The following is a 12,496-nucleotide window of genomic DNA, read 5'->3' as shown; positions in this document are numbered from 1 at the left end:
TCGTGTGCACAACCGGTTTAGCCAAACAGGAAGGAACCCGTATGAATTCCCCGACACAGCGCGACGGCGTGCGCCTGATCGATTGCAGCGAGGCCGAACACGCGGCGGCCATTCTCGAGATCCTGAACGACGCGATCGTGAACTCGACCGCGCTGTACGACTACCGGCCGCGCCCGCCAGAGGCGATGGTCGCGTGGTTCGCGACGAAGCGCGCAGGCGGCTTTCCGGTCATCGGCGCCGTCGACGCAGCGGGCACGCTGCTCGGTTTCGCGAGCTGGGGTACGTTCCGCGCGTTTCCGGCGTTCAAGTACACGGTCGAACACAGCGTCTACGTGCGCAAGGATCAGCGCGGTCGCGGGCTCGGCGAACTGCTGCTGCGCGAAGTGGTGCGGCGTGCGCGCGAAGCACAGGTCCACGTGCTGGTCGGCTGCATCGACGCGACCAACGCCGGCAGCATCGCACTGCATACGAAATTGGGGTTCAGGCACTCGGGCACGATCGCGGAGGCGGGATTCAAGTTCGGCCGCTGGCTCGATGCGGCGTTCTATCAATTGAAGCTCGACACACCGGTGCAGCCGGTGGATGGGTAATTGCCTTGCGGCCGTCGCATGCTCCGTGCGCGACGGCCACCAAGCGACATTGAGACGTATAGCGCACAAGCGTGCCACAAACACCTCATCCCGGCAGGAAGACGAACTGCTCGCCTGCTCGTCAGGGCCGCTGGGCAACCCGGGTTACCCAAATAACTTCCCCCGGGTCGGCGCATAAATCGACGCCACGACCTACGCCCACCTATCCGCATCTCTTTGCCAAGAAACGGCCTCCCCTCACCAGTCTCTCGACGCACTGTGTAACAACGCGAGCGGCACGGGCAATTTTCAGCAGAGCGGCAACGGCAGCCGTATTTTTATTTAACGAGCATCCACCTTGATTGTCGCCCTCTTTTACGTGGAAATATAATCGACGCAAGATGCGGCGGTTAGCATTTACTGCGGCCACGGTCTTTAAATGCGCAACAGAGGTCGTTCATGCAAGTACGTCTGATGCAGATATCGTGATCGGCACCTGAGTTCAAAGCCGAAACCACAACAATCAGTGCTGACAAAAATAATCTCCACTCCCAAGAGAGAAACATTCAATTTAATTGGATATAAAAAATCGGGAAATCGATGCCTAGGGGTAAACGATAGAGAGGTTGCCATACCTTATTTAAGGAAATTTCCTAATATGATCTGACGGGGATGCACGATTATTGCCCGCCACATGAAGATCATTACGGCACCACTTTTTAAAATTATCGAGAAATTTCACCAGAACCCCAGACGGCCGCCAACAGGGGTGGAAAGACCTATTGCTGACGAAAAACATTTGCCGGGCACGAGCGCTGGACACTTGCTAAAAATATACAGCCCGAATCTCGGATGCCGCGCATTTTGTCTGCCAAAGAGTATCGGACCGTCAATCGCGGATCGCGGAGGCGCTTATGTAAAAAATCAAGCCATCCATGGACCGAGTGTGGCAAAACACAAACATGGCCAGCAAGTGGCCACCGAAAACAGGGCAACTAAACGGCTACGCGCCCTCCTTATGCGAGAGATAGGCGCCGTTACGGCGCTATCTTGTTACTCAAAATTTTCCGATCCGGACAATTGACATGCGAACCATTGCCAAGATTCTCTTCCCGACCTTGATGGCCTGCCTTGTGTTCAACGGCGAAGCCAGCGCCGCCGAAAAATCCTTTTGCTATTACCATCACAATTGCCCTGCCGACGGAAAGCTGCCGAAAGGTCAGTTGCCCGAGCAATATACCAAACGCCAGTGCACGAACGGGGGTGGAAAGAGCTGGGGCGAAGGCCCGAAGAGCTGCGAGAACGTGAACGATTGACGGGCCCCGGTATCGAGGGGCGACTTCAGGCGTGATTGCACGGATTTCAACGATGCCGGCATTTTCGCCGGACTGAACCGAACGGCACGGGAATCTTCCTGTGACCGGCCCTGGTTTTCCGGAGATTTTCCGTCGATACCGCCTACGTCGATTGGCACGTAGCGATCCATCGCGACGAGATCGATGGTCAATCGCCGTCGAAATCAGGCTGCCTGCCCGGACGATGCAATAGCAGGAAGAATGGCGTAATTATTTAACATCCCAACGACTGCTTTTATATTTGTGGCGCGCCTTTATCTCGTGCCTAAACGGTGCGTTCGCAGCCCCCTGCCACTGCCCTCGTTGTGGCAGGGATCTTTTAGCGTCTTCCGATATTACGGTCGCACGGTCGAGTCCTGCCATAGAAAGACCTCCGGACGGGTTGGCCGAGTTCTGCCAACGCTCGGCATGGGACGAGTTGCGCGACGGCCGAAGCGCAGTCACCTCCAAGAAATGACGCTCGAACAACCCCTCGTGCCGGAACTCCGCATGTGCGCCCGAAGTTGGAGCGCAGCGCGACCGCCGCCTGGTCGTCCGCGACGTTCTCGACGACGTCGGCTCGGGTAACGCGACGACCGGCGTCACTACGTCCGCCCAGTAACGCTGAAACCCGATGCGTTAAGGAACGGTGCCCGTTGCTGGACCATGCCCGAGCCAATGTTGCGCCCGCAGGTGTGGTTACGCGCGCCTCTTGAATGGTTCGAGGCAGCTTTGTACTGCTCGGGGTGATTGACTGACGAGAATGAAAGCGACGCAGAAAAAAGAAAAGCCCTGACGAATCAGGGCTTTGTCTCGTTCTACTTGGAGGCGCGAGCCGGAGTCGAACCGGCCTAAACGGCTTTGCAGGCCGTGGCGAAACGTGCAAATTCAATGATCTACGTTGATTAACCACCCAAATTAGCCACTTTGCGAATGATTGGCGCAGCCCTAGACCGGGACGTCTACTTCCAGCGAATTCTCCAGATCAACGAAATAGTCGATTTAGGAAACGCACACCGCCGACAGATATGTTTCAGCAAGGCACCCGGCCACCGCCCATCATGCACCATCGCTGCGTCTCCTGTTGCGGAGGCGCATATGGTAGTCCGGTCCTCGGATCGATGTGGTCATACTGCCCCGTGGGGTGCCGAGCCCTCCACGCGGCTTGGTCGGCATACTGTTGCTCGATCGCAGCTTGCTCTTGTGCCAGATCAGCCTTCTGCGCATCGTCGAGTTTCTTCGTCATGGTCACGAGCCGCGCGAACTTTGGATCGCGAACATCCTGCAGGGGCGGTAACGGTGGCGCAGGCGGCATGATGAGCACAGGGCCGGTGTATTTCGGTATCGGCAACTTGGATGGTCGGCCAAATTTTGCCGCCATATTCATCTCCCACAAAGCAGCGTCCATTCCGAGCACATGTTCGTAGTCGCGATTGACGACCGCCAGCGTGACCGGCCCCGACGGCGTCGGCAATGGCTGCAGGGAAGGTGGAAGCGTCTGTCGAGCCTCGGGATAAATGGTGCGGGCATAAGCGATTGCTGCGACGGAGTACTGCTGCAGCACTGCCTCGTACGCTTCCAGGATCTGCGCTCGACCATAGCCGCCAGGATTCTCAAACATCGGCTTATATGCCAACACTTTCTGGCTATACAACGCATTCGCATTCCGCTGCTCTGCGGCAAATCGTTGTTGAGGATCCGTCGGCGCAGACGCCGATAGGGGCGCACACCCTGAAAATACGCTGGCGACAAGCAATATCCCGACTGTCGCGCGCACAAGCAACAAGCGTTGACGCGACATATCCACGATCATCTGGTTGACCAAGGCGAGCGGCGACGAGAGTCGCGGGTTTGACGGTGTAATCTTGTGGACCCCTGCCATGTGCGTCCCTCGTTGTGAGATGTTAGTCCGCAGAGTTTAGCGGAAAGGTTGCTCGTGCCGATGTGGGGGAAGTCGCCCACTCGCCCCTGCAGCGGCCATCTAACGTTCAGCACGAATGTCCGCAAACGAAATAGTACGGCTGCGCAAATTCTATCTTTCAATGGCGGTTCTTGGCTGAACTGCGAACTTCGCGAGAGAAGATCTGGGCCGACGCGAGCCCCCAAAAGTAACTTTTCGCCTGCTCCATGACGATCCTCTCGCCCGATGCGATTGCCTCGCTCTGTCAAGCGCTTCGCAGACAGACTGGCTCGCACGCGAGGCCCCAAAATCCAACCAGTAGTTCAGGGGATGGAATGACAAGCGCAAGGCTTGTCCAGCAAGGCTTCCGCCCCTTGATGTAGCAAATTTGTAGCACTTGAAAAAGCCCGCTCGTAGCGGGCTTTTGTGCTTCTAAGCGTCAATACTGGCACTGATTCGAGACTCGGATGGGTCCGCCAGCGGTCGCTCCTCCCAAAGTAACTAGGTTGGCCCACGCGACGACCAATGAGATGATGGTTCGCACCCGGTGTCTTTCCAGCGGGTGGAGAGTCCAATGAGCAAAGGATCAAACGACGTCGCCGATCTGAGACGCTTCGCGATATCGCTGAGCGACGAACTGGAAATTGTCTCTGAGGAGGTGGTCAGATTGATGCATTGCCTCGACGCATATCAAATGGTACTGGAGGGGCTGTGCGTCGCCCACAGAGATCCGCAGACAGTCCTACGGGAGATCGAGAACCAGATCGAGCAGGTTGCCCGGATACTGTCGACCGAGCCGACGGCCCGAGACCGGTACCTCGGCCAGCTCATGGAGCACATCACTCCCCTACTGCTTGCACTTGGACGACCAGGCTGCCCGTAATCAGGAGGTGCAACGGCAGCTTCGCCGCCGGCTACCGCACCCAAACCAAACCGTTGAAGAGGCAGCAGCCGACTCGCCACCGGCTAAACGAATTAAAGCGGTCATTCGGAGCGGTGCGCACCCAAAAAGTACCTATGCCACCATCGTCCCGTCATCTGGCGCTAGTTCGATAATTCGGCATCCCGGATGGATCATGATGCGTACGACGTCACCAGAGTCGTACCCTTGCGTAAGCATCGCTTGTACCAGACGATTAAGGACTGTCGCTCCCGACGAGCGATTGACGCAGTCAACGGTCGACGTAGAATCTCGCACGCTATATTGGCCCTCAGGAACGTGCGGTACAGCGGCCGCCGGTATGACACAAACCTTACTCTCTACGGCGAACTCGGTAACGACGTAAGGAAAGCTCACGCTTCCGTCGGAGTGACGACGTACTTCAATCCGGTTGGGCGCTCCCTCACGTGGCGACGTAGCGCGTGTAAAAGCGGTTGGGGAGACGGGTCTTCCTATGATGGCGTAAATGCCGTGGCTGACCAGGCGTACAACCGGAGTCGTCATAAGGGCCGCCGAGAACGTAATCAACTTGATATCGGGAAGCGCCGATCTCAGCTCAAAACGACTGGCCACGCCGTCCCTCGCCTCCAACGCTGCAACTAAGCGCAACTCTGTCTCCGATAGTTCCACGGCGGGGCTCAGCGTAGTGTTTGCCCGATAATCGTCATGCTGGACAACATGAAGCCACGTAACTCGCTCGAGAACTGCACGCGCTATATGGATCGGCGGAATGAGCATGAGCGTGCGATCACGATCGAACTCCACCGTCGCTGTGCGGCTCCGGAATCGCATGATCGCGGCCAGCAGGTCATCGATGTCGACTCGTCCGCGCGCGACAGCGAAGATCTTCCGGGCGACGCTCAGAATAATATTGTGGCTGGGTTTCTCCGACCCAAACCAGAACCAAGACCTGTCAGCATCAAGCCACTCAAAGCCCTCTACCGACTCCAGCATATTGGTGACACTCGTATAGTCGCGTCCATGCGCGAGTAACGCGGTGCCAGCAACCGTAGGAAGGTGAGCCACGCCGCAGGAGCGGATCATCGCATATGCAACGCTACGCACCGCCTTGACGTCGTCGGCAAGTGTGACGTCATCCTCGCTCAGACCATACGCCCATAAATCGACGCGCAATCCGCCGGGTTGAGCAATCGGCTCGCTTATTCGAACGATGCGTTTTCCAAGCAGGTCATTGGCAAAAGCGCTTGCGCCCTCCAGCGTCAGATATTCGCCCAGTTGAGTACGCAGTTGGCTATTCAGCAAGGACACTGGACAGGGCAAATGAGGGGTGCACTGAAGTACCAAGGCGTCGAGCACCGGAATATCAAATTCAAACTGCGAAGATTTCTCGATCAATTTCTCGATAATCTGACGCACGCGCTCTCTGGTGATTCCGAGCGGAGCAGCAAGTTCGTTTAGCGTATTGCCTTCTGCACCGCTTACGCCATAGCGACATGCAAAAAGATCCGCATCGCGCTGTGCGCCCGAGCCTATCTGCCGATCGGGAAAGGCGAGATTCCGTCCTCGCGTAGCAAGGCAGATCGCAACTTGGCGGATCGCATCGCTTATGGTATCGGCAACAATAGTCACCCGTTGTCGGTTGCTCGCAGGAATCATCGGCTCTTCGCCGCCGGGCGCAAGGAGCCATCCAGCAGGTAGCGCGAGAGCCGTCTCCCATGCGTGCAGGCGGTCGATGTGAATCGTACGGGGAAGCTCTCCTTTTTCCCACTTGAGCAAAGTTTGTATGGATATGCCGGCCGCCTCGCCAACTTGCGCCCGCGTCAGCCCAAGCTTGCGCCGACGTGCGTGCGCACGTAAACCCAATGCATGGCTAGCGTCCGTCGGAATGAACACTCGGTCAGATTGAACTGATGCCGTAATGGAGACGCGATCGGACTCTGCAAAAACAATGTCAGAGACGAGCTTTCCATCCGGTGACAGGAGCCATCCGACGGGTACTTGCAGCGCAGCTTCCCATGCCTCGATTCGAATCGGCGTCATGCTGGCAGGCAAATCACCCGATTCCCATCGAGCAATCGTCGGCGGCGTAACATCGACAAGCGCCGCCATTTCCGACACCGACTTTCCCAATGCCTCACGGCGAATGCGTGCGCGAGCCGCGAGATCGGGCGCCAGAGATCGCGGGATATATATTCGGAATTCGGTTTTCACGGATTAGTGTAGCCGGAGGTGCGATGCTGTCTTTTGATTGGCACCCGAAGTATTCGAACATGCGCTTCAGGCGCGTAAGCGCTATAGCACACAATAATAAACGAATGTGGTAGCTCAACCGAACGAACGGTACTTACCATCCAGTCACATGCCCTGTCCCGTCAAGGGACGGGCGCGCTCCACGAATCTCCGGCGGCTCAGCAATTACAAGTTACTTTGGTTCTGCGAACATTTCGTCCGCCGGATAGAGTTGCAACATCGCTCGCGCTGCCTCAATGTTCGGCGTCGTCAGCCACTCCTCCCAGTCGTCCGGTCGCAGGATCACGACCGAGCGCTTCTCGTCGAAAGGCTTGTGCATTCGCGACATCAAGGGGTGTCCGTCAGCGTTGACCGTAAGCATCGCCATCGCATTGAGCTCCGCGCCATCCCGGCGACGCAGCGTTTGCCAGATACCGGCGACGCACATGGTGGGGCGATCGATCACGCTGATGCGCTGCCACACGCATGGCCCGAGCACCCATTTGCCATCCTCGCCTTCATACGCCTCCGGATACGACGGCTCGACGACGTATTTGGCCGGGATCAGGCAGCGGCCCCCGGCTCGCCATGTTGGAGCGAATAGCCGCGACTTCCCGACGTTGTCATCACGCACGTTCATCAGTGTACGCATGATGTCGGGCTTCTTGCCGGCCGCCTTTGCCGCTTCAATTCGCTCCTTCTGGACCGCGCGCGGCACGAAGCCGAAGCTCGCGATCAACGGCTTGAACTGCCCGTCGACATATCCAACGATCGGGGCGTCGTAGTCTTGGTAAATCTCCGGCTTCCACGGCGTCCACCGGTACAGGTCACGGAAGCTGTCAATCTTCAGCTCACTCAGGCCCGGATCTTCGCCCGGCGCGACATAGTTGGTGCACACAGTTCACGTCCTCTGGTTGTCCGAGATACACGTATCCGGCTAGTCGTAACCCAACTCCGGAGGCGATCGAATCTGGTCCAGCGGTATAACGGGGCCGCTCAACCACTCGTCCAGCGCGGTGCAGATGATGTCGTAATAGACCTCATCGAACCCGGAGCCTTCGGGCTGGCCCGGCGCGTCGGGGAACAATTCTCGGCCGAGCGTCACCTGATGCTCGCAGAAGCCATATTTCCCCACGACGATATTCCCGCCTAGATCGTTGCAGCACCGCGCTTCGTACCCTATGACCGTGACTTCCATGAGGCTCAGGATATGGTATTTGGCATCTGCAATACACATGTCGACGAATGCCGATTGCACGGCTGTCATGGGTCGGAACATATCACCCTCCGTCCGGTGGCCTCCCTCTTCAGATCTTACTGCGCCACTCCTCGATCCCTATTTTTGAGACTTGACGGCACCATCTTGGCACAAGATAAACTGTATATCCATACAGTGTCATCCCCGCATCATGATATTGCCCCCATTTAGTCCGCCGCGCTTCGACGAGTTGTCGAAATGGTGGAACACGTGTACCTACGCCGAGGTTCATCGCCTGATTCTGGAGGTGCTGCACCTGCGGATTACGCTGAGGGAAATGGATTCGCTCACAGACGATGCCAAGCGCATGATCGCGTACCTAGAACAAGCGGACACGTTGAAGTACGCGGCTCCGCTGCGGCGCTTGTCGATCAAGATCGACAAAGAGATTACGCGGGCCGGCCGAATAGGCAACGCACGTGCGCCGGTCGCGCCGTTCTCTGACGAGTGGCGTGCACGCGAAGAGATGAGGCGCAGACTGTACGACACGCCAGGTGAGCCAGATCCGGGTTCCGACAAGGCGACAAAGCTGCCAGAGTTTCAGCGGCTGACATGGGCCGAGCTACGCGATGCGTGGAGCGCGACCCCGTTCAAGAAAAACAAGCTGCCGACTCTCGAACAGCGTTTCGTGCTGGAAGTTGTGCACGTCCGCCGAACACTGCGGCTCATGGAGAAAATGGTCTGCGCGGCCGAACTGGAGCTGAAGAAGAACGGCTATCCCGATTCGTTCGCGCTCGACCAGCTCCGGCGCATGATCGACGGCGCTCGCTTCGATTGACCGTAGTTGATTGAGGGCGATCTAGCCAATCATCAGACGTTCTCCCGGAAATGGTAAATTCATACGAAAACCACACCTACGAGAGAACATATGGCCCGAGCCATGATCTGCGTCGGCGACACGACGACGCATGGCGGCCGCGTGCTGGAGGGCAGCGCGACCGCGACAATTGAGGGAAAGCCCATTGCCGGCGTCGGACACAAGGTACTTTGCCCGCAGTGCAAGGGGATCTTTCCGATCCTTCCCACCGGACGGCAATACTCGCACACGTTCGACGGACGAGAAACCGCCGTCGAGGGTATGAAAACCGCGTGCGGCGCGACGCTGATCGCATCGCAGTCGTCAGCAACGTTCGACGACGTCGGATCGGGCACAGCGACGACTGGAGGCGCAAGTGCCGCCATCGCAACGACTGCCGCTGCGCTCGCTCCCTCGCCGACGCTCTGTCTCGAATGCCTGAAAGCTGCGGCCGAGAATGCCGCGACGATGATCGCGCGCGGGTAGTCTATGACCGAAAATTCGATCGAGGCTTTCTTCTTCAGGCGTCAACAGCAGTTGACCATGCAGGTGCATCTGTACGCGCTTGTCGACGGCCTTCTCTACGCTGATGCGGCCGGCGGTTCATCGCCCCAACGATCGCAGTCGGCCATAGCGGTATTCGACGGCACGCAGGACGCGTCACTCGCAGACGCTGGGCCGTGGCTTTTCGCGTACGAGGCTGCGGCTGGCAACATCCGGCGAACGCTCTCCACAATGGCCAGCAGCTCCACCGGCGTGTCTTGGCTGATCAGCGCATATCCGATCGAATCACTCGCTGACGAGCTGCGCAGCCGCCTCGACGTACGCTTGCCGGATGGACACACCGCCCTCCTCCGCTTCTACGATGCCCGCATCATGACCGACATGGCGTCGCTGATGGAATTCACGCAGCGCATGCAATTCTTCGTGCCGACATTCGACTGGCTCGTCGAAGTGAATGGAAAACTCAGGGGAGTACACCCGCATGCTTGAGCTGACAAGCGAACAGGTCGCGGGCCTTGCCGAGATCGACGCGCGCGGATACGTCGAGCGCGTTAGGCAGGATCTCGTCAAAGCCGATCCCAAACTTGCCGACGACAGCACTCTGTCAACGCGTCTATGGAACGCATACGTTGCTGCTCGACGGTTGGGTATTCAGTCCGACGAGAACATGGCAGCGTTCCTTCGAATCGAGGCATACGCTCCGAAGTTTTACGAAAAGCCGGCCACGCGCGCATGGATAACCCGGCCCGGCCGATCTGCCGACGAACGCTTTCACGACTATTTCCGCGTCATCAAGTGGCGCATCGAACATCCGGAATACGATAGGAGATCAATAGATGGCGGGGTTCGTGGCACCGGTAATCGAAGCGGCAGCAGTGGAGCTTGGGCCGCTATTGGCACGCGCTGGCGTCGCCTTGTTGGGCGGGGCAGCAGTGGCGGGAACGGGGAGTCTGTCGGGTGACACGCCGAAGGACGAAAGCAAGGCGACGCCAGACGTCCGCGCAGTGCCTCGTACTGGTGAAAAATGCCAGCAATGCCCGCCTGAATTGGGCGGTGCTCCGGCCCGACGCCGTTACCACATGAATCGCGGGCCTCGTGAGTATCAAGGAAGAATCACGGGACGGCCATACAGCGTCGAGGAAGGATGGAGCGAGGAATGGGCATGGAACGGCACCGACTTTGATGGATTCCAACAACCGGCATGCCTCCTGCAGGAAGCGAAGGGGGACTATGACCAATTCTTCGACCGCGAGACGAAGAAGCCCGTCACGTGGTTCAAGGGGTTTTCTAAAATCACGGTGGAAATCGAAGAGCGAGCAATGAAGGTCCATGCCAACCCGCCGACCAAACTCCAGTACTATTTTCAGACTCCGCTAACGATGTCCTACTTCCGCACAACTCTCGCAGAAAACGGGATTCCCTACGTTGTCACTGGTTGAATATGAAAATCACCTCCCGCTTCAGAGATCCGCAGCATGATGCATCCGACCTGCCCGTCGTCTTTGAACAGCTCGGGTCGGTCGCGCAGGCAATACACGCTCACGCGCCGCAGCTCTCCCAATGGTTCCTGACAGGCGAGTCGAAAGAGGAAGCCCGTCTATATCCTGCATTTGAGGACTGGAAGCCGACTGCCGCTGCGCTGGCAGTGTTGCGTACCGAGTTCGAAGGCGCGGAACATCGGCCGCAGATTATTTCACTGTGGGATGGCGGCGATGACCAACGGACTGGCGCAACATTGACGTATCTCGTCGCAACGAAAGAGCGCCCGAAGAAAATCGAAGCGGACTTCAATGACGAACGATTGCTTTCGGAAGAACAAGCCATTGCGATCGTCGAATCTATTGTCCAGCACACCGCGCCGGCATACGTAACAGTCGAGCCTCAAGGTTACGTCGACAAGCAGGTCTTCGACGACAAGCCCGGCGTCGGCTGGATGCTGTACTTACCGAAGATCATCACGCAACAACAGGTGCCGGAAGCACGCGGCCTCATCCCGGTCCCCTCTTCCGGAAAGCAAACCGGCACCATCATCGTCAGTGTGATCGACGGCCCGTTCTCCATCGAGAATCCCGAGCACGTCGAAGTCGCAAATCGAATCGAGATCCGCCTCGTTGATCAGGATCTAGTGCCGAACTACGCGGGTATCTGAGGAAAGTGGGGCGCCTGCCCCACAGACCGCCTGTCCTAGAACAGTCCGACGGGCTGCGCCGCGTCGTCCCAACTGAAAATGATCAGCTCGTTTCGCTCGACGCCCCTCCCACCGCCGACTGTGTATTGAATCGGCACGGTCTCGATGTGAAAGCCGTCGAACACGCGCCGAATGTCGGGATGGTCATTGAGGCTCACGATCGCGCGCCCTTTGATCGACCGCAGACGCTGCGCCATCTTCTCGTACTCGCCGAATGCAAACGCCACGCCATAGCCTTCCGTCTCGTAATACGGCGGGTCCAGGTAGAACAGCGTATGCGGGCGGTCGTACCGATCAATGCAGGCAGCCCAATCCAGCCGCTCGATATACGCGTTCGCAAGCCGCAAGTGGGCCGCTGACAACTCTTCCTCAAGCCGCAGCAGGTTCAGTCCCGGCGGATGTTCTGTTCGCGTTCCGAACGTTTGCCCTTCCAGCTTCCCGCCAAAGCAACTTTTCTGCAGGTAGTAGAACCTCGCAGCACGCTGGATATCGGTCACGGTTTCCGGGATCGCCTGCTTCAGCCATTCGAATACCTGCCGGCTCGTCAGCGCCCATTTGAACTGGCGCACAAACTCCTCCAGGTGATGCTGCACGACGCGATAGAGGTTGATCAGCTCGCCGTTCACGTCGTTGATGATTTCGACCTTGGCCGGCGGTCGGAGAAAATACAGCGCAGCCCCGCCCGCGAACACTTCGACATAGCAGTCGTGCGCCGGGAAACGCGGGATGAGATGGTCTGCAAGACGGCGCTTGCCGCCGATCCAAGGAATGATGGGATTTGCCATTGTGAAAGCCGATTTTAAACTTGGTGTAGAAT

15 protein-coding genes are annotated in these 12,496 nt (G+C 57.9%); 10 read left to right on the top strand and 5 right to left on the bottom strand.

What is annotated here, in order from left to right; all coding sequences use genetic code 11:
- The first annotated feature begins 41 nt into the window (after window positions 1-41).
- The 3 genes from CFB49_RS05585 to CFB49_RS05580 all read left to right on the top strand — a co-directional run bounded on the left by CFB49_RS05585 (window position 42) and on the right by CFB49_RS05580 (window position 1,885).
- On the top strand, window positions 42-590 hold the full coding sequence (locus tag CFB49_RS05585; RefSeq protein WP_089434743.1) for a GNAT family N-acetyltransferase: 549 nt from the start codon (window positions 42-44) through the stop codon (window positions 588-590).
- A 673-nt stretch (window positions 591-1,263) separates the two neighbouring features.
- A complete protein-coding gene (locus tag CFB49_RS35480; RefSeq protein ID WP_143329239.1) occupies window positions 1,264-1,653 on the top strand; it encodes a hypothetical protein in 390 nt (129 codons plus the stop codon).
- A gap of 1 nt (window position 1,654) precedes the next feature.
- The gene (locus CFB49_RS05580) at window positions 1,655-1,885 is read left to right on the top strand and encodes a hypothetical protein (RefSeq protein WP_084044431.1); all 231 of its coding nucleotides are present in this window, start codon (window positions 1,655-1,657) and stop codon (window positions 1,883-1,885) included.
- 1,051 nt (window positions 1,886-2,936) lie between these two features.
- Here CFB49_RS05580 and CFB49_RS05570 read toward each other — a convergent pair.
- Complete coding sequence (locus tag CFB49_RS05570) at window positions 2,937-3,785, bottom strand: hypothetical protein (protein WP_179234863.1); 849 nt, start codon at window positions 3,783-3,785, stop codon at window positions 2,937-2,939.
- A 592-nt stretch (window positions 3,786-4,377) separates the two neighbouring features.
- Between CFB49_RS05570 and CFB49_RS05565 the strand changes: the two genes are divergently transcribed.
- Window positions 4,378-4,686 (top strand): hypothetical protein, encoded by a 309-nt coding sequence (locus CFB49_RS05565; protein WP_043886999.1) that lies wholly within the window; start codon window positions 4,378-4,380, stop codon window positions 4,684-4,686.
- Between the two features lie 132 nt (window positions 4,687-4,818).
- Here the strand turns inward: CFB49_RS05565 and CFB49_RS05560 are convergent, their stop codons facing one another.
- The 3 genes from CFB49_RS05560 to CFB49_RS05550 form a co-directional block, all read right to left on the bottom strand.
- Window positions 4,819-6,915 carry a helix-turn-helix domain-containing protein gene (locus CFB49_RS05560; RefSeq protein ID WP_023475456.1) on the bottom strand — a complete coding sequence of 699 codons (2,097 nt, stop codon included), beginning with the start codon at window positions 6,913-6,915 and terminating at the stop codon, window positions 4,819-4,821.
- A 211-nt stretch (window positions 6,916-7,126) separates the two neighbouring features.
- Window positions 7,127-7,831 (bottom strand): SOS response-associated peptidase family protein, encoded by a 705-nt coding sequence (locus CFB49_RS05555; protein ID WP_089490849.1) that lies wholly within the window; start codon window positions 7,829-7,831, stop codon window positions 7,127-7,129.
- A gap of 39 nt (window positions 7,832-7,870) precedes the next feature.
- Window positions 7,871-8,212: a hypothetical protein gene (locus CFB49_RS05550; protein ID WP_143329237.1), complete on the bottom strand. Its 342-nt coding sequence runs from the start codon at window positions 8,210-8,212 to the stop codon at window positions 7,871-7,873.
- Between the two features lie 130 nt (window positions 8,213-8,342).
- Here CFB49_RS05550 and CFB49_RS05545 point away from each other — a divergent pair, with 130 nt between their 5' ends.
- The 6 genes from CFB49_RS05545 (at window position 8,343) to CFB49_RS05520 (ending at window position 11,640) form a co-directional block, all read left to right on the top strand.
- A complete protein-coding gene (locus CFB49_RS05545; protein ID WP_089490847.1) occupies window positions 8,343-8,969 on the top strand; it encodes a hypothetical protein in 627 nt (208 codons plus the stop codon).
- Between the two features lie 90 nt (window positions 8,970-9,059).
- Window positions 9,060-9,473 carry a PAAR domain-containing protein gene (locus tag CFB49_RS05540; protein ID WP_089490846.1) on the top strand — a complete coding sequence of 138 codons (414 nt, stop codon included), beginning with the start codon at window positions 9,060-9,062 and terminating at the stop codon, window positions 9,471-9,473.
- Window positions 9,474-9,476: 3 nt separating this feature from the next.
- On the top strand, window positions 9,477-9,980 hold the full coding sequence (locus CFB49_RS05535; protein ID WP_089490845.1) for a DUF4123 domain-containing protein: 504 nt from the start codon (window positions 9,477-9,479) through the stop codon (window positions 9,978-9,980).
- A complete protein-coding gene (locus CFB49_RS36680) occupies window positions 9,973-10,452 on the top strand; it encodes a hypothetical protein (protein ID WP_249190256.1) in 480 nt (159 codons plus the stop codon). Before CFB49_RS05535 ends, CFB49_RS36680 begins: the two co-directional genes overlap by 8 nt.
- Window positions 10,340-10,930, top strand: a complete 591-nt coding sequence (locus CFB49_RS05525; protein ID WP_256979903.1) for a restriction endonuclease fold toxin 5 domain-containing protein — start codon at window positions 10,340-10,342, stop codon at window positions 10,928-10,930. Before CFB49_RS36680 ends, CFB49_RS05525 begins: the two co-directional genes overlap by 113 nt.
- A 2-nt stretch (window positions 10,931-10,932) precedes the next feature.
- The gene (locus CFB49_RS05520; protein WP_043887008.1) at window positions 10,933-11,640 is read left to right on the top strand and encodes an immunity 52 family protein; all 708 of its coding nucleotides are present in this window, start codon (window positions 10,933-10,935) and stop codon (window positions 11,638-11,640) included.
- A 35-nt stretch (window positions 11,641-11,675) separates the two neighbouring features.
- On the opposite strand, the gene CFB49_RS05515 is transcribed toward CFB49_RS05520, so the two are convergent.
- Window positions 11,676-12,464: a DNA adenine methylase gene (locus CFB49_RS05515; RefSeq protein WP_089490843.1), complete on the bottom strand. Its 789-nt coding sequence runs from the start codon at window positions 12,462-12,464 to the stop codon at window positions 11,676-11,678.
- Between the last annotated feature and the right edge of the window lie 32 nt (window positions 12,465-12,496).

It is taken from the genome of Burkholderia sp. AU17457 (assembly GCF_002223255.1).
GTDB classification, from domain to species: Bacteria; Pseudomonadota; Gammaproteobacteria; order Burkholderiales; family Burkholderiaceae; genus Burkholderia; species Burkholderia sola.
Note: the sequence above shows the minus strand (reverse complement) of the source record. Positions and strands in the feature narration are given on the sequence as shown.